Origin of the sequence: Methanospirillum hungatei (genome assembly GCF_019263745.1) — an archaeon.
GTDB classification, from domain to species: Archaea; Halobacteriota; Methanomicrobia; order Methanomicrobiales; family Methanospirillaceae; genus Methanospirillum; species Methanospirillum purgamenti.
This window is the reverse complement of record NZ_CP077107.1, coordinates 2,402,467-2,419,134: the sequence shown is the minus strand read 5'-3', so window position 1 is coordinate 2,419,134 and position 16,668 is coordinate 2,402,467. Positions and strand designations below refer to the sequence as shown.

Annotated in this window: 22 protein-coding genes; 14 read left to right on the top strand and 8 right to left on the bottom strand. The window is 46.5% G+C overall.

Translation table 11 applies throughout. The features are described 5' to 3' along the window. The 6 genes from mcrG (at position 1) to KSK55_RS11780 (ending at position 5,312) form a co-directional block, all read left to right on the top strand. Complete coding sequence (gene mcrG / locus KSK55_RS11805) at positions 1 to 759, top strand: coenzyme-B sulfoethylthiotransferase subunit gamma (protein ID WP_214419443.1); 759 nt, start codon at positions 1 to 3, stop codon at positions 757 to 759. A 13-nt stretch (positions 760 to 772) separates the two neighbouring features. Beyond that, entirely contained in the window at positions 773 to 2,476 is a 1,704-nt protein-coding gene (mcrA, locus tag KSK55_RS11800; protein WP_218607010.1) for a coenzyme-B sulfoethylthiotransferase subunit alpha, read from the top strand. 256 nt (positions 2,477 to 2,732) lie between these two features. After that, positions 2,733 to 3,452, top strand: a complete 720-nt coding sequence (locus tag KSK55_RS11795) for a tetratricopeptide repeat protein (protein WP_214419445.1) — start codon at positions 2,733 to 2,735, stop codon at positions 3,450 to 3,452. A gap of 151 nt (positions 3,453 to 3,603) precedes the next feature. Next, positions 3,604 to 3,879, top strand: a complete 276-nt coding sequence (locus tag KSK55_RS11790) for a DUF5320 domain-containing protein (RefSeq protein WP_214419446.1) — start codon at positions 3,604 to 3,606, stop codon at positions 3,877 to 3,879. Positions 3,880 to 4,013: 134 nt separating this feature from the next. Continuing rightward, positions 4,014 to 4,265, top strand: coding sequence for a hypothetical protein (locus KSK55_RS11785; RefSeq protein ID WP_214419447.1), 252 nt, complete (start codon positions 4,014 to 4,016; stop codon positions 4,263 to 4,265). A 105-nt stretch (positions 4,266 to 4,370) separates the two neighbouring features. Further along, complete coding sequence (locus KSK55_RS11780) at positions 4,371 to 5,312, top strand: radical SAM protein (RefSeq protein WP_214419448.1); 942 nt, start codon at positions 4,371 to 4,373, stop codon at positions 5,310 to 5,312. Between the two features lie 284 nt (positions 5,313 to 5,596). On the opposite strand, the gene KSK55_RS11775 is transcribed toward KSK55_RS11780, so the two are convergent. From KSK55_RS11775 to KSK55_RS11740, 8 genes are all read right to left on the bottom strand, one after another. Further along, positions 5,597 to 5,950: a NifB/NifX family molybdenum-iron cluster-binding protein gene (locus tag KSK55_RS11775; RefSeq protein ID WP_218607009.1), complete on the bottom strand. Its 354-nt coding sequence runs from the start codon at positions 5,948 to 5,950 to the stop codon at positions 5,597 to 5,599. A 19-nt stretch (positions 5,951 to 5,969) separates the two neighbouring features. Beyond that, positions 5,970 to 6,197, bottom strand: a complete 228-nt coding sequence (locus tag KSK55_RS11770) for a hypothetical protein (protein ID WP_218607008.1) — start codon at positions 6,195 to 6,197, stop codon at positions 5,970 to 5,972. 33 nt (positions 6,198 to 6,230) lie between these two features. After that, entirely contained in the window at positions 6,231 to 6,653 is a 423-nt protein-coding gene (locus KSK55_RS11765) for a DUF134 domain-containing protein (RefSeq protein ID WP_214419451.1), read from the bottom strand. Then, complete coding sequence (locus KSK55_RS11760) at positions 6,650 to 7,519, bottom strand: ATP-binding protein (RefSeq protein WP_218607007.1); 870 nt, start codon at positions 7,517 to 7,519, stop codon at positions 6,650 to 6,652. Before KSK55_RS11760 ends, KSK55_RS11765 begins: the two co-directional genes overlap by 4 nt. Beyond that, entirely contained in the window at positions 7,516 to 8,367 is an 852-nt protein-coding gene (locus KSK55_RS11755; RefSeq protein ID WP_218607006.1) for a nucleotide-binding protein, read from the bottom strand. Before KSK55_RS11755 ends, KSK55_RS11760 begins: the two co-directional genes overlap by 4 nt. A gap of 28 nt (positions 8,368 to 8,395) precedes the next feature. Beyond that, positions 8,396 to 8,728: a NifB/NifX family molybdenum-iron cluster-binding protein gene (locus tag KSK55_RS11750; protein WP_214419454.1), complete on the bottom strand. Its 333-nt coding sequence runs from the start codon at positions 8,726 to 8,728 to the stop codon at positions 8,396 to 8,398. Between the two features lie 66 nt (positions 8,729 to 8,794). Beyond that, positions 8,795 to 9,607, bottom strand: a complete 813-nt coding sequence (locus tag KSK55_RS11745) for an Mrp/NBP35 family ATP-binding protein (RefSeq protein WP_218607005.1) — start codon at positions 9,605 to 9,607, stop codon at positions 8,795 to 8,797. A gap of 31 nt (positions 9,608 to 9,638) precedes the next feature. Continuing rightward, positions 9,639 to 10,118 carry a DUF2124 domain-containing protein gene (locus KSK55_RS11740; protein ID WP_214419456.1) on the bottom strand — a complete coding sequence of 160 codons (480 nt, stop codon included), beginning with the start codon at positions 10,116 to 10,118 and terminating at the stop codon, positions 9,639 to 9,641. Between the two features lie 208 nt (positions 10,119 to 10,326). Here KSK55_RS11740 and KSK55_RS11735 point away from each other — a divergent pair, with 208 nt between their 5' ends. The 8 genes from KSK55_RS11735 (at position 10,327) to mtrA (KSK55_RS11700) (ending at position 16,667) form a co-directional block, all read left to right on the top strand. Then, complete coding sequence (locus KSK55_RS11735) at positions 10,327 to 11,625, top strand: methyl-coenzyme M reductase glutamine C-methyltransferase (RefSeq protein WP_250545187.1); 1,299 nt, start codon at positions 10,327 to 10,329, stop codon at positions 11,623 to 11,625. A gap of 417 nt (positions 11,626 to 12,042) precedes the next feature. Then, positions 12,043 to 12,939: a tetrahydromethanopterin S-methyltransferase subunit E gene (mtrE, locus tag KSK55_RS11730; protein ID WP_214419457.1), complete on the top strand. Its 897-nt coding sequence runs from the start codon at positions 12,043 to 12,045 to the stop codon at positions 12,937 to 12,939. Further along, on the top strand, positions 12,936 to 13,778 hold the full coding sequence (mtrD, locus tag KSK55_RS11725) for a tetrahydromethanopterin S-methyltransferase subunit D (protein WP_218607004.1): 843 nt from the start codon (positions 12,936 to 12,938) through the stop codon (positions 13,776 to 13,778). Before mtrE ends, mtrD begins: the two co-directional genes overlap by 4 nt. Before the next feature lie 10 nt (positions 13,779 to 13,788). Next, positions 13,789 to 14,688 carry a tetrahydromethanopterin S-methyltransferase subunit MtrC gene (gene mtrC, locus KSK55_RS11720; RefSeq protein WP_218607003.1) on the top strand — a complete coding sequence of 300 codons (900 nt, stop codon included), beginning with the start codon at positions 13,789 to 13,791 and terminating at the stop codon, positions 14,686 to 14,688. Continuing rightward, positions 14,688 to 14,972 (top strand): tetrahydromethanopterin S-methyltransferase subunit MtrB, encoded by a 285-nt coding sequence (gene mtrB / locus KSK55_RS11715; protein ID WP_011449134.1) that lies wholly within the window; start codon positions 14,688 to 14,690, stop codon positions 14,970 to 14,972. The genes mtrC and mtrB overlap by 1 nt, the downstream gene beginning before the upstream one ends. 10 nt (positions 14,973 to 14,982) lie before the next feature. Further along, on the top strand, positions 14,983 to 15,717 hold the full coding sequence (gene mtrA / locus KSK55_RS11710; RefSeq protein ID WP_218607002.1) for a tetrahydromethanopterin S-methyltransferase subunit A: 735 nt from the start codon (positions 14,983 to 14,985) through the stop codon (positions 15,715 to 15,717). Further along, a complete protein-coding gene (locus KSK55_RS11705) occupies positions 15,718 to 15,921 on the top strand; it encodes a tetrahydromethanopterin S-methyltransferase subunit F (RefSeq protein ID WP_214419462.1) in 204 nt (67 codons plus the stop codon). It begins immediately after the preceding gene. Beyond that, positions 15,921 to 16,667: a tetrahydromethanopterin S-methyltransferase subunit A gene (gene mtrA / locus KSK55_RS11700; protein WP_214419463.1), complete on the top strand. Its 747-nt coding sequence runs from the start codon at positions 15,921 to 15,923 to the stop codon at positions 16,665 to 16,667. The genes KSK55_RS11705 and mtrA (KSK55_RS11700) overlap by 1 nt, the downstream gene beginning before the upstream one ends. Position 16,668: the final 1 nt, after the last annotated feature.

Below are 16,668 nucleotides of genomic sequence, written 5' to 3'. Positions count from 1 at the left end.
ATGGCATATACTCCACAGTATGGTCCAGGCCAGTCTGTTGTCGCCGAAAACCGGCGCAAGCAGATGAACCCAAATGTAAAGCTTGAAAAAATTCGCAATGTCACTGACGAGGACATTGTCCTTATTCTCGGACACCGTGCACCAGGTCAGGCATATCCGGCTGCACACCCACCACTTGCAGAACAGGGTGAGCCAGACTGCCCAATCAGAAAGATTGTCACCCCAACCGACGGTGCAAAGGCTGGAGACCGTGTTCGGTACATCCAGTTCGCAGACTCAATGTTTAACGCACCATCCCAGCCGTACCAGAGAACCTACACCGAGTGTTACCGCTACCGTGGTATCGACCCAGGAACTCTGTCCGGCCGTCAGATCGTCGAGTGCCGTGAGCGTGACCTTGAAAAAATCTCCGCTGACCTGATCAACACGAACCTCTTTGATCCGGCACGTGTCGGTATCCGTGGTGCAACGGTGCACGGTCACTCACTCCGTCTTGCAGAAGATGGTATGATGTTCGACATGCTGCAGCGGTGTGTCCTCGAAGGCGGATCCGTCAAGTACGTCAAGGACCAGATTGGTACCCCACTCGACAAGAAGGTCGATGTTGGTAAGCCAATGGATGATGCCTGGCTGAAAGCAAACACTACCATGTTCCACTCACTCGTTGGTACCTCTTACCGGAGCGACGCCGAGTACATTGAATATATCCAGCGGATCCACTCCCTGAGAACAAAATACGGTTTCATGCCGGTGGAGTAAGGAGGTACTAAATATGGCAAAAATAGAGAGAGCACAGAAACTTTTCCTCAAAGCACTGAAGACCAAATTCGAGGGAGACGTCGCAGACACCAAGACCGGTTTTTACAACTTTGGTGGCCTGAACCAGTCTGCAAGAAAGAAAGAGTTCATGGAAGCATCCAAGAAGGTAGAACTTCGCCGTGGAATCTCCATGTACGACCCCAACCGCTGCCACCTCGGTGGTCTGCCAATGGGTCAGCGTCAGCTCATGACCTACGAAGTTTCCGGAACCGGAACCTTTGTAGAGGGTGATGACCTGCACTTTGTCAACAACCCGGCAATGCAGCAGATGTGGGATGATATCCGTCGTACTATCATCGTCAACATGGACCTTGCACACAGCACTCTTCAGAAGCGTCTTGGCAAGGAAATTACTCCTGAAACTATCAACGAGTACCTCCACATCTTAAACCACGCAATGCCCGGTGGTGCAGTCGTTCAGGAACACATGGTTGAGACCCACCCAAGTGTTGTCGATGACTGTTACTGTAAAGTCTTTACCGGAGATTCCGAACTTGCAGACCAGCTCGAGAAGCAGTTTGTCCTCGATGTCAACAAGCTCTTCCCCGCAAAACAGGCAGAAGCACTGAATGAAGCTGTCGGCAAGTCACTCTGGCAGGCAATCCACATCCCGACCATCGTCTCACGTACCTGTGATGGTGGAACTACATCCCGGTGGTCTGCCATGCAGATCGGTATGTCCTTCATTACCGCATACCGCATGTGTGCCGGAGAAGCAGCAGTCGCTGACCTGTCCTTTGCAGCAAAGCACGCTGGTGTTATCCAGATGGCAAGCCACCTCCCAGCCCGTCGTGCACGTGGTCCGAATGAGCCAGGTGGAATCATGTTCGGTCACTTCGCTGACATGATCCAGGCAAACCGGAAGTACCCGAACGACCCGGCAAAGGCATCCCTTGAGGTTGTCGGTGCAGGTTGTATGCTCTTTGACCAGATCTGGCTCGGTTCCTACATGTCTGGTGGTGTCGGATTCACCCAGTATGCAACCGCAGCATACACCGACAACATCCTCGATGAGTTCACCTACTATGGTATGGACTACATCAAGGACAAGTACAAAGTCGACTTCAAGGCAGTTGACCCGGCACAGAAGGTCAAGCCAACCCAGGAAGTCGTCAATGACATCGCTGGTGAGGTCACCCTCAATGCAATGGAGCAGTACGAACAGTTCCCAACCATGATGGAGGACCACTTCGGAGGTTCCCAGCGTGCAGGAGTTATCGCAGCAGCATCCGGTCTTTCAGTCGGTATCGCAACTGCAAACTCCAACGCAGGTCTGAATGGATGGTATCTCTCCATGCTCATGCACAAGGAAGGCTGGTCACGTCTCGGATTCTTCGGATACGACCTGCAGGACCAGTGTGGTTCCACCAACTCACTCTCAGTCAGACCTGACGAGGGTTGTATCGGTGAATACCGTGGTCCAAACTACCCGAACTACGCAATGAATGTGGGACACCAGGGAGAATACGCAGCAATTGTCGGTTCTTCACACTACACCAGAAACGATGGTTTCTGTCTGTCCCCAATGATCAAGATCACCTTCGCAGACCCATCCCTGCCGTTCGACTTTGCCGAGCCACGGAAGGAGTTCGCAAAGGGTGCAATCCGCGAGTTCGTAGCCTGCGGAGAGCGTACTCTTCTCATGCCAGCCCGTTAAACGGGAAAAACACTTTTTCTTTTTTATTCCAGTAATAACACCTTCTTTCAGACAGATTTTTCTTATTGATACAGATCTTGAAAATTCCATTCTCAATCGGTTTTTTTATTCGGTTGAGTATCTGCTATCCACAAAAGATAAGGAAGAAATAAAAACTGCCTGGATCTGATAACATCACAAACTCTAAAAATTAGGGTTGACTGAATTATGATAATCCATAAGAAAGTTTTTAGTTCTCATATGAGATCAATTATGTATGTCACACAATCTTCTGACCCTGCTTATCCTCACTATTCTTCTGAGCGTTGTAGGTATAGTCTGCACCGCTGATACCGGGAAAGTATATTATAATGGATACGCATTCGATCCAGATCTTGTTCCATCCGGAATGGTACCATACGAGGATGGCTGGTCACATGGTTCGTTATTCTCTGCTCCAAACTGGCTTCTAAAACAGATAGATCAAAACCTTATGAGTACTGTCCTGGACAGAGGAGTCACTCCCTCACCTACTCCGACGATCACTCCCGACCAGACAGACGACTATATTACTACAGGGTATGCTGCACTTGATGGGGGAAATTACCGGGGTGCATACTCAGCTTTTCAAAAAGCCACTGAACTGGATCCCACAAATCCCGAAGCGTGGTATGGATTAGGTATCACCCTTGAACGTCAAAAAAGGTATCTTTCAGCACTTGAAGCTTATCAACAGGCAATAACCAGTGCTGAAGGCGCTGCATCCAACTGGGCATCCTATGCAGGATTAGGAAGAGTTTTCAATAATCTGAATCGATTTCCAGAGGCGGTCAATGCACTTGAAACAGCTCTTACTCAGTACGAAAATGCGGGAGTATCACATCCTGATGAGCAGGATGAAATAACACGACTGCTTGAGGAGGTAAGACGAAAATTAGGAGAGCATAACTCATATTTTAGTTCACCTTACATCCCCCCGTTGGTAACTGGGGGATAATTTTTCATCATTTTTGAAAACCATTGTAATTATTTTATTTGAGATGTATGGGAGTATAAAAATAAGGATCATTCAGCGCTTGAACGATACCTTTATGTATTTTTGCTCATATGAGTAATAATGGTACGATGTATCGTACCAGGAAAAAAATATGCCAGGATTTGATAGAACCGGACCTCTTGGACGAGGTTCCATGACAGGAAGAGGATTTGGATACTGCCGCACTACATATCAGTCAGCACGTCAACCTGTCGCACCTTCCGGAGATAGTCAGACAATCACAACCGAAAATGTTCCCGTATATCAGCCACCAGTTCAGAGTCAAGCACCAATATACGGACGCGGTCGTGGAGGAATACCCTATGGCGGGGGACGAGGATGTACATTTGGAGGTCCGCGAGGAAGAAGGGGACGATGTTTCTGGTAAAGAATCCTATCAGTAGAATTCTTTCTATTTCCATGTATTAACCTGATCGGATCCCTCTTTTTGAGAAAAGTATTCTCTCCGTACATCCATTATGATAATAAATTGATAAATTACATGTAGGTAAACCAGACAAGATGCCTTATGAATACAGTAAGATAGATCAGGATCTCAAAATTTCTCTTCATGCAATAAATGAGAAAGTGCTTTTTAGACCTTTTGAAAAAGTATCACTGAAGGTGATGGATAATAATACAATAATCATTCATCGGGAACCCAATGAGGATCCGTTTCTGAAATCCATACGAGCACCTGCAAATTCAAAAGAAAAATTCACCCGAAGTGATATTGAAGCAATGAAAAATGAGCTCTGGTCAGATTGCAGGTAATAATTGACTCTAACATACATATGCAATAGAAAGATAGATGGATTGAATATCATTCCATTGAGAAAAACCCAGTGAATACGAATATTCAGGTATCCCATTGTAACTATGATTCACCATATTTTCGGACCGGTTATCTCAAGACGACTTGGTCGATCGCTTGGTATTGACCTCATCCCTTTCAAAACATGTTCATACAACTGTGTATACTGCGAATGTGGAGCAACAACTGATCTCATATCGCAGAGAAGAGAATTTTTCAGGACCGATGAGATCATCCACCAGGTAGATACAATCCTCTCCTCTTCTCCAAGACTTGATTATATCACGTTTGCCGGATCAGGCGAACCCACCCTCTCGCTCTCTCTCGGCCCTGTGCTTGCCCACCTGAAACAAAACTATGATCAGTATAAGGTAGCGGTCCTTACCAATGGAAGTCTCTGCACTGACCCTGATGTACGGCGGGATCTTCTCAAGGCTGATCTCGTGAGTCCAACGATAACAACAACCACACAAGAGATCTTCGAGAAAATTCACCGGCCTGTTCCGGGATTGTCGGTTACTCAAATCATCCAGGGAATAAAGAACCTAAGGAACGAGTATTTAGGCCAGATCTGGCTGGAAGTATTCCTGGTTCCCGGACTGAACACCACGGATACTGAACTTGATAAGCTCCGGACTGCTACATACCGTATCAGGCCAAACAGGATCCAGCTCAATTACCTTGACCGGCCGGGAACAGAAGCATGGGTGTCTTCACCTGACCCGATGCAATTAAAGAATATCCAGGATTTCTTTGCTGAAGGAGGAATACCGGTTGATATCACGGGCTTTGATGAACCAGGTACGCTTCTCTCTGATGATGACAGTATTGCCCTGATAGATGAAACACTCCGTCGTCGTCCCTGTACTGCAGAAGATATCGCACACATGACCGGACTTCAGGCACCGGAGGTCAGAAAAAAACTGGCTCTGATGGTTCAGCAGGGGATTGTTCAGGCAAAAAGTGGTGAACGGGGAATTTTTTACTGGGTAGGTATAAACGTTTAAAATATCGATTTTACACGAGAATTAAGGTTTGGATTCATCTCTTTTCACACCTATCCGGATAATTCCGAACGAGTACCTGGGTAAATACATTTATTCAAAGGTAAAATGAGAAATCATGACCAAGAGAAAGTTTTCTTCAATAACCGGAAAAAGTCGGTGTTCCGACCTTCCGGATATATTCCAGTTACTCACAAGGGGATATTTTCTCGGGAGAGGTTTGCCAATGATGGCAATATTTTACCTGGAAAAGATACTACAATCAACGTTTACGACAATCAAGCTGGTTAATGTCCGGAACACTCATGATCGTGATGTGAACAGATACTACCGGTGGACTGTAATTTTCCGCCAATAAAATTCTGTGCAGCAACATCAACCGGGCCACTTACTCCAAGAATAACCTCAATATTGTTATCATTGAAGAGTTGAACAGCACGAGCTCCCATTCCTCCGGCAATTATCAGGTTTACACCATGTTCAGCCAGAAAAACCGGAAGCCGTCCTGGTTCATGCCCCGGACTTTGCAGGGTTTCAGAATATGCTATCACAGAATCAGTAGCATCATATATTGCATACCCTTCACAGTGTCCAAAATGTGCCGACACATCCTTTCCATCACACGCAATTGCAACTTTCATGTATTACGACCTGATTGAATTAGTTCCATCTTTTACGCATTCTTCTCCCACATCCACGGGGAAGACCGCCCCTGCCAATTCCATACTCAGGTTTCTGTTCAGAAGAACCCGGTATATCATTATTATTGTCAGGCTGATTCCACCATCCCCGCTTGAAAAATTTACGTTCTCCAAGCCATCTGGGTCCGGTACCATCCATATCAGGTATAGTTGTCACCTCCTGGTGCACAGCACCATTATTACTCATATGAGTTAAATTATAAAAAAGTTTTTGATTGCGTCACAAGGATTCATCAGTATCATCGTGAACAATCCTCGGACAGACATGGGCATCCCGGGGACAGAGAAATTCATGGGTTTTTGGGCATTCGTCTCCTCCTTGCCTCATACATCCGGAGACCTCAATAATCTTCCCGTTAACCAGTGCATCAGTTACTTTACGCCTGGCATCATGAAGATCTTTCCAAACGGTTCTTCTGGAAACTCCCAGAAAAGAAGCAGCCTCTTCCTGTTCCATTCCATCGAGATCTATGAGTCGTAACACCTCAATCTCTTCAGGAAGTAATATGACAGGCTCTTCCTCTACCGGAACAAGACATCGTGGCCCATAACAGCGGAGTGAGCCAAACTCAGAAAGTCTTCTTCTGATCCTGGGTCGACCACGTCTTCGTTGCTGTCCGCTGCCATTCTCCACATCCATCATATTTGATCGATCTCACCTGAAAGGTTCTTCGCAATCTGATGTATCGCTTCCGATGCATGACCAGATATCGTACTGACGGGAATCCCATTTCTCGTTGCTTTTAGAACATCCAGATCATATGGTATCATGCCAAGCAGATGAATATCCTTTTCTGCTGCTATCTGACAAATTTCTTTGGCGATATCCTCATTTACATCATACCGGTTTATCACCAGATACATCCTGACTTGAAAGGATCTACATAATGTAATCAGACGCATCAAATCTGACTTGGCAGACTTGCTCGGTTCTGTAACTAATATTGCAACCTGGATTCCGGTGATAGTCGATATAAGAGGGCACCCAATTCCAGGAGGTCCATCAATCAGAACGAGGGAAACATCCGGATGTTTCACTCTTGCTTCCTGCCTAAGACGATGAACAAGCAATCCTGAATTTCCTGATCCCGGCATCAGTGATCCATAGAGGAGTGGTCCTGCATGGGATTGTGCATAATGTATTCTGCCAGTAACCCTGGGCTGCATCTGAACAGCATCTTCAGGACACACAAGAACACAGGTCCCGCAGCCCTCACATCGATATGGTACTACCCCATACAGATCCTGATTTTTTTGTATGGCTTCAAAATTACAGGCCTGTGCACAAATGCCACATCCAACACAGGAACCAGGATCAATAAAAGCCCCATCCATGCCTCTGAATTCATCAGCGCTGCAATCAACAGGATCTAATAGGAGTGCAAGATTTGCTGCATCAACGTCAGCATCTATCAAGACTTTATCCTGAGGTAACAATGAAGCAAGTGAAGCGGTGAGGATTGTTTTTCCAGTTCCACCTTTCCCACTTACAACAGCTACCTGGATCATTGAAGTCCCCCAGCATAAGCAAGAATTTGATCACCAAGTATTGAAAAACGATCAAACCAGACTGGGTCAACCTGAGAAATGAGAGAACCATTATTCTGAATTCGGAGTAATGCCATATCAAGTGGAACTTTCATGAGGATGGGCAGATTTCGCTTCAGACAATATTCTTCAATAATATCATCATTCCCATCACTCCGGTTAATAATTACTGCAACAGGGATATGAAGAACATCAAGAACATCTACGGCAACGCTTAAATCATGAAGACCAAACGGGGTGGGTTCTGTTACCAAAACGCACAAGGATGTATCATCGACTGTCTCTATAAAGGGGCATGCAGTACCAGGAGGAGCATCCAACAAAACAAGTGAATCATCCTTAATCTGGTCTCGTACCGCATGTATTACTGCAGTTGTCCTGACATCACCTTCCCGCAGTCTGCCTGTGACCAAAGTTAAGGAATCGGTAAGATTGCAGGTTTCAATGCACCCAACCAGGGCAGGGTTTTCTTCTAAGGCCTCATGAGGACAGACACGGAAACATCCTCCGCATGAATGGCACAACTGGGGAAAAAACAACACTCGATCTTTTAGTACTGTCAAAGCACCAAATCTGCAGAATTCTCCACACGCACCGCAATAAAGACAGGCATTTTCATCCACATGAGGGACAATAACATGAATCTCTCTGATTTGTGGAATGCAGGTGAAAAAAATACCCAGGTTTGGCTCTTCAACATCACAATCCGCAATTGTAATTTTTTTGCTTTGAGAAAGGACATATCCAAGATTGGAGGAGATAGTTGTTTTTCCGGTTCCTCCTTTTCCACTGGCAATTACAATCTGCATACAGGACTCCGCAGATTTTTTCTATTATTCATGAAGAGTTCTCAGAACTCTGTTTCCATGCATTATATGCAGCTTCTACGGTTACATCCGGATTTCGCATGATCACTGTTATGTTGGATGCTTTCAGGGCACCATCTGCATTGCCTCCAAGGCGGGGTGCAATAAGAATCTGCACATTGTTTTTAACTAAAAACTGTACTGCCATTGGACCAACACCTCCTGATCCTCCTGCGTGTGGGTTTGCTTCTATTCTAGAGCTGCCACTGTCAGTATCAAAGAATGCAAAGTACGGAGCACGTCCAAATCGATCATCCATTTGAGAGTCCAGGGTGGAACCACTCGAAGGTATGCTTACTATCATACCAGATATTTATTGCACATATGAGCAATAAATGTTCCCTGCAAGAAATGAAAAACTGAGTAGATTCTATTTGGATTTTTCGATCCGTGCATTCAGTTTTTCGATTATTGTGTGAATAGAAGACCATGCAGGACTTCCAGTAATTTTTGCGACATACGGCCAACCCTCATCACATGACCGCCTGATATCAACATCCACTGGAATATTACCAAGATAGGGAACATCCATCTCTTCTGCTATCTTTTCGCCCCCACCTTTTCCAAATATATCAACTTCCTTTTTACATGAAGGGCAGATATACCCACTCATATTCTCTATCACGCCAAGTACTTCGATGCCTAGATCTCTACTGAACGTAATTGCTTTGGATGAATCAAGGGTAGAAACAGACTGTGGAGATGTAACAATAACAGCACCAGAAATGTTAGGTGCAGATTGGGCTACAGTCAACGCTTCATCACCCGTACCGGGCGGGAGATCAACGATCAGATAATCAAGAGGTTCCCATGCAGTATCCTCTAGAAATTGCCTTATCGCTGAAGATTTCATCGGACCCCTCCACACTACCGGAGAGTTTCTATGAGGAAGAAGAAAAGCCATAGAAACCACTTGAAGGTTGTCAAGGACACGAACTGGAATTATTTTATTATTTTCTGAAAGTAATTGATGTTTTTCAATACCAAGCATTTTTGGCACGTTTGGACCATGAATGTCCAGATCGAGCAGGCCCACCTGCTTACCCTTCATTGCCAGAGCATATGCCAGATTTACAGATACTGTTGATTTGCCAACACCGCCTTTTCCTGAAAGAACGAGTATAACATGGCGAACATTAATATTCGCTCTTTCGGGCAGATTGGTTTTTTGAGAATGTTCCATGATACATCAAAATTGAAATATTTTTTAAAGATTATTCAGATGTTACAGAAACCGAAATATCAGCATCTATGAGCATATCAAAATGCACCTTATCAAGCCAGCCCGCTTTTTCAAACATATGCATAAAACAGACGCCGATGGTCCCTGCCCCTTTCCATTTTTTCAATACTACCGCAACATCATCGGCGGTTACCGGCATGTTCGGCATTGCAAGTCCACCCATTATTACTACTACAGCTGGGTTCTTCGGAGCATAATTTTCTATTGCCTGAAATCCGACATCAGTCTTCAAAGCCAGTTTATGAGCTTTTTCCTCATGAGTGTAAGGAACAAAGATACAGGTGACAGGAAGAGATCTGATAGCAAAGCAAAGTAACTCAACAAAGGGAGTACAGGTTCCTGGAACACCATAAAAAACAATTTCTGATCCAGATGGAAGCGCCCATTTCTCAATATATTCTTTAAAGGGTCGCAGAATACCTGGAACCCCGGAATAGGTAGATTGTCCCATAATTATTCCTCAGCAACATCCCTGCCATTCAGTCTGGCACAGACGTAGTAATTATATTGTATGTCTGAGTGATTCTAATATATTTCTGAGCTTATGAGAAATAATTAAGATCAGGAAGAATACCATCTTGAGAGCAAACGGGTATGGATATTTATGAATGAATAATCCAAACAGTGTAAAGATAATGAAAAGCCGGAGATCAAGGGTTATGGTAGGGGCTCCCGGACTCTACACCTATGGAGCAATGCGAATTGGCGGGATCATTCGGGAAGCGGGATTTAAACCACAGATTACCCGGAATATCTCCGATTTACGTGGGGACACAATTTTTTTGAGCCTTTATAGTACACTTCATCTTCTTGATCCGGTGATAAAAGACACAGTCCTGAGAATACAACAGGAGGGAGGAACTTGTATTATCGGAGGGCCAGTGTCCTCCGGTCCTGAAATGGTTTTGGGTGAACTACATCCTGATCTTGTTGTTTGTGGTGAAGGTGAAGAATCAGTATCCAGAATCATAGAGGGAAATGATTTTTCAGACTGCCCGAATTGTGCATATCTGGAAAAAAATGAAATCATAAAGACTAGCCAACACCGGGTAGAAGATATCACCTTCCCGCTCCCCTTAATCCCTGAAGACATCGCAACTCAGGATATCCGAGGCGCCCAGACCTATATTGAAACCCATCGGGGGTGTTTTGGGCGGTGCGGATTCTGTCAGGTGCCACGGGTGTTTGGCAGACGAATCAGGAGCAGGACTCTTGAAGAGATCCTCACAGAAGTCAGAGCATTTCAAAAGAAAGGGGTCAGAAAACTTGCCCTTATCGGAGGAACCGGATCATTATACCGATCACGGGATGGCGAAGTTAATTCAGATGCGTTTATCAGTCTTCTCGAAGGCATTTCATCGATTATGGGACCTAAAAATGTTTCATGCCCAGATATCCGGGCTGATTGCCTTACAGAAGAAGTACTTGAAGCAGTCCGGGCACACACTATCGGTTGGATTTTTTTCGGTGTAGAATCAGGGAGTGAAAAAGTGCTTGACCTGATGCAAAAAGGTATCCCAATTGACAAGGTCCGGGATGCAGTTGAACAATGCAGGCAATATGGAGTAAAGCCTGCAGGAAGTTTCATCACAGGATATCCAGGAGAAGAAGAGGAGGACTTTCAGATTACAAAGGATATTATGGAAGAACTCTGTTTGGATGACGTCTTCATATCAATTGCTGAACCAATCCCAAGTACTCCACTGGCTAAACAGATATGTTCTCAAGATCCGGTTTTAGATCTTGTATCCATACCACACACCGGTGATTATGCCGGGCTCCACCTATCAGAAGCGGAAGCCAGGGCATTTGACTTGATGCTCCATTCGGATGTGTGCAGACCTGTTCCTCGAATGACACAGGATACCCAATATAAGGCATATCTAAAAGAGGCAAGGAAACAGGGAACCGACATCAGAAATGTAACTCACCTTCTTCGAAAATATTATTCAGGGTAATTCCCATAAATCAAGCAAATAGAGCAATCCTGGATCTATTCGATTAAAATCGACGATAAACGAACTTCACGCGCATAATCATCGATTCACGCGTTTTTTTCATCCGAATCATATATATATACCAACACCACTCACTGAAGAACAAATACTTTCTCCCTCTGATTCACTCAGGGAATGTTGATCTGAAAACAAGTTTTTTTGAATTAGAGAAGGATTGCCTGAGTGAAATCCTTCAATTTGGCCTCTTTTTTTCAGGAGGGGTAGTATAACCATATAAATCGACGTTATTTCGAAACCTTTAATTCAATACTGACCGAACAAATCAATTACCACAACGGGTCTGATATGCCATGTGTGTGGTATTGCAACGCGAGCACTCTTGTGTCTGATCTTGAGCTACGCAGGAGATAGGTTTACATGGAAGAGATTGTATTAGGCATTGGTATTACTGCATTAGCGGGAGCTTTTGCCACAGTTGCCGGTGCTGCGGAAGATACTGAATCTGATATCGGATCACAGGGTGACCCGAACTCACAGGTTCAGCTCGCTCCGCAGATGGGTTACATTCACCGCATCTTTAACAAGGCAATCTCCGGTGAGCCACCAGCATATGGAGCCTGGTGTGCCATTGGAGCAGGTGTTGCCTGGGCACTGATGCAGATTAACTACAACCCGGCACTTGCTATTATTCTCGGTTCAGTTATCGCCGTATTTGTACAGGGAATCTACTGTACTTCCGGTTATCTTGGCCGTATAGCAAGTTTGGCAAAGTTCCAGCAGCCGGTATACATTGACATCATCAAGTCATTGTTATCGGTCACTATGGCACATGCGTTCGTCGCGATCTTTTGTACGGTCGCGATGTGTTACCTGATGGCATCAGCACTCCATCATCCGTTCGCACTCCCCCTGCTCGGACTGGTGTGGGGTATTGCGCTTGGTGCCGCAGGATCTGCAACCGGAAATCCATTCTACGGAAAGGAACGTCAGTACCAGAACCAGAAGTATGGTGCAGGTGTTCCGATCTCCGCATCTGGAAACATCGTCCGGTATGCAGAAGCAGGACAGCGTTCATCCCTTGACAACGGCTGGTTCACTACCAAGTTTGCCGGTCCGGCATCTGGTATCTGTTTCGGTCTGATTGTGTTCCTCGAACTCTGGCGTACCGTCCTCTTTGAAAAGATGATGAACGGCTGGGGAGCAATCATCATGGGAGTTGTTCTGATTCTTGTCTTCACATTCATCGACCGCTGGGTCGAAGTGTGGGGCCGCAAGACCTACGGACCATACACCACTGAGGAGGCCTCTTCATGAGTGCACTCGGAGGTAAGGCAGCCGGCGGTGAAGGAATAAACCCAACCGGATCTGTCGTAGGTATTGTTATTCTCCTCGTCTCGATCGCTGCAACATACGCACTTGGTTTCTCTATCGTTCCTCTCATCGGAATAATAATCGGTGGAGCACTCATTGGATTTGGCGTTCACTTTGTGCCAGTCGGTGGTGCTCCGGCAGCTATGGGACAGGCACCCGGTATCGCAACCGGTGTCGCTATGCTTGCCGCCGGTGCCGGTCTTGCAGGTCTCTTTGGTGGGGCCTGGGCATATGAGGCAACCGGAGACTTTGCAGTAGCGGTCGCTGGTGGAGCCGTCGGTGGAGGTCTTATGATGGCCATCACCTGTCTGATGGTCAACGCCACCTATGTCTTCGCAATGGGTATCCCTGCAGCATCTGGAAAAGTTGCCAAGGACCCAATCACCGGAGACACCTTCCCTGAATATAAATCACAGGGAACTGAAGGACATGGTCTGCCATTCATCTCATTCTTCGGAGGAGTGGTTGGTGGATTCATCGCCGGTCTTGGCGGAACCCTGATTTACATCGAACTTCTCGATGTCTACCATGCAGGACTGCCAGCAATTATGCAGGCCAGCCCCGAAGCAATCGAACCCCTGGCAGTATCACTCGCCGGAATCTTTGCTATCGGTTTCTTCCTGGTCAACGCAGTACTGGCAGCATACAACATCACCGGCACTATCGAAGGACCGCATGACCCAAAATTCAAGCGTGTTCCACGGGCAGTTATCGGTTGTGCAGTCGCATCAGCCTTCTGTGGCCTGATTTCGATGCTGATTGTATTAAACACCGGGATGTGAGGAGAATACAATGACAGCAAAAATGGAAGCATCAGCAGGGGCGATATCTGAAAACACCCTGATGATCTACGGAATTGTCGTCGCCTTAGTCGGCACATACCTCACATATCTCAATGTTGTAACTGGCATCGCAGTTTTCTCCTTCTTTGGTGGAATCGGCGCCATTGCAGCAATCTGGTGGGGTTCTGACACAATCAAGCACCTGTGCAGTTACGGTCTTGGTACCGGTGTTCCATCTGCCGGAATGGTAGCATTCGGAGCCGGTGCAATCGCCATGATTGCAGGTACAAAGTTTGGAATGGCATCACCGATTGTAACCCTGATTCTTGCAGCCATCATCGGAGCAGTCATCGGGTACATCGCAAACAACATCATTAACATGAACATTCCGGTCATGATATTTTCACTCATGAAATTATCAATCGTCGGAGCACTGACCATGCTCGGATTTGCCGCAATGTGCACAGGAACCTTCATGTTCAACGGTCTTGTCATCGGTGGAATGACCCTCTCTATGGAACCTGCAGCAGAAGCAGCAGCCGGAGGAGCTCAGACATTCATGGTAACCGTATTACCAGAGTTTGCAGGTTCACTCATCGGTGGAGCAGCTCTTGCAGTGATCTTCTTCCTTGGTGCAATGGCTCTGCAGCACCCGTTCAATGCCTGTCTTGGCCCGAACGAGTCACAGGACAGAACCCTTATGCTTGCCATCGAAGTTGGATTCCTTTCCATGTTCGTTGTAGCCGTTATGTCCTTCGCATTCCTCGACCTCTTGTCTGCAACCGTCGGATTGATCATTTCACTGATTGGATGGATTTACACGTACAAGCAGTATATTGCACTTTCCAAGCGTGATGCATATGCATGGCTTGACTCAAAGCCGATCATTGAAGTCGGAGGTGACCAGTAATGACGTGGATTCCGGTCCTTCCTGACTTCGGTCTTGGATGTGATGTATTTGCAGGATTCGTCACCCAGCAGGGTGAGTCTCTGGCACCAATCGTAGAACAGGTAAATAAGCTGGAGAAAGTCACTGACGATATCGTTGGCATGCTCTCCGGTGAGGGTAGTTTCCTTGAAAGCTTCCCGAACCGTGAGAAATCACTGGTATTCGCTGGTGGAATCACGGCCATGTTCTATGGACTTGCTGTAGGACTCCTGGTCGCCGGAATCATCGTTCTGGCTTTGATGTGAGGGGAGAAAAATGGCAAACAAGAAATCACCAGCCAGTGGATGGCCAATTGTTCAGGGTGACTTCCATACGGGTGACCCAAACAGCCCGGTGGCAGTTGTTACCATGGGATCCCACCTCGATGAGGGTGCAATCTGCAGTGCAGGAGCAGCCATCGCCGGATCCTGTAAAACCGAAAACCTCGGTCTGGAGAAAGTCATTGCAAATGTCATCTCCAATCCGAACATCAGGTTTGTCATAACCTGTGGTACTGAGGTTAAGGGACACCTCTCCGGTCAGAGTCTTATCGCACTTCACCAGAACGGTGTTGACGGTGGAAAAATCGTCGGATCCAAGGGAGCAATTCCGTTTATTGAAAATCTCTCCGCAGACAACATGAAGCGGTTCCAGGAACAGGTCGAGATTGTCGACATCATGGAATCCGAAGATCTCGGAGCAATTTCTGCAAAAATAAAGGAATTGACTGCTCGCGATCCAGGTGCATTCGACGCTGAAGCCATGGTCGTTGAGATCAAGGAAGAAGGTGGCGGAGCAGCAGAAGAGGGTGGCGAAGTCAGACCAATGTCTGCCGAAGTCGCTCTGATTCATGCACGGATGAAAACAGTCCAGCGGATGATTACCGATATTGGTTTCTACGACAAGTATGCTGCCGGTGTATACGGCGGTAAAGTCGAAGGACTTATGATTGGTCTTATCGTTTCGTTTGTGATTGTGGGACTCCTGCTTGTAGGACACGGGGTGAGCTAAGTGTCAGATGAGAAGAAGTCAGGCCCAATACGCATGGCAGCAATTGATACCATGGTGGCTGACATGAAATATAAGGGACAGATCCTTGCACGTACCAACAAACTCGAATCCGGTATCATGGGTTCAGGAATTGTTGGATTTGCAATAGGTCTTGCATTTGCCCTTATCCTGGTTGTACCCGTAATTCTGATGGGAGGAGTCTGATGGCAGACAAGGGAGAGGCCGCCTCCGGATGGCCAATTGTCCAGGGTGACTTCCACACCGGTGACTCAAAGAGCCCGGTAGCAGTCGTTACTATGGGTTCCCACCTTGACGAAGGTGCAATCTGCAGTGCAGGAGCGGCAATCGCTGGTTCCTGTAAAACTGAAAACCTCGGTCTGGAGAAGGTCATTGCAAATGTCATCTCCAATCCGAATATCCGGTTTGTAATAACCTGTGGTACAGAAGTCAAGGGTCACCTTTCCGGACAGAGCTTAATCGCCCTTCACCAGAACGGTGTTGACGGCGGTAAAATCGTCGGATCAAAAGGAGCAATTCCGTTCATTGAGAACCTCACCGGAGATCACATCAAGAGGTTCCAGGAACAGGTCGAGATCGTTGACATCATGGAGTCTGAGGATATCGGAGCCATTTCAGCAAAAATCAATGAGCTGAAAGCACGGGATCCCGGAGTCTTCCCTGGTGGACCAATGGTTGTCGAGATCAAGGAAGAAGGTGGAGGCGGTGGAGCAGCCGCATCTGCAACTGCAAATCCGCAGTTCCTTGAGATCGAGGCTAAGCTGGACGCAATCGAAACCAAACTCGAATTTGTCGAGGGTGAGATGGCCCAGCGTGTCGGCCGGAAAGTCGGACGCGATATCGGTATTCTCTACGGTATCGTTGCCGGACTTATGTCATATATAATTATTACGGAATTACTGCCAAAATTGCTCGAGATACTCGCAAAATAAG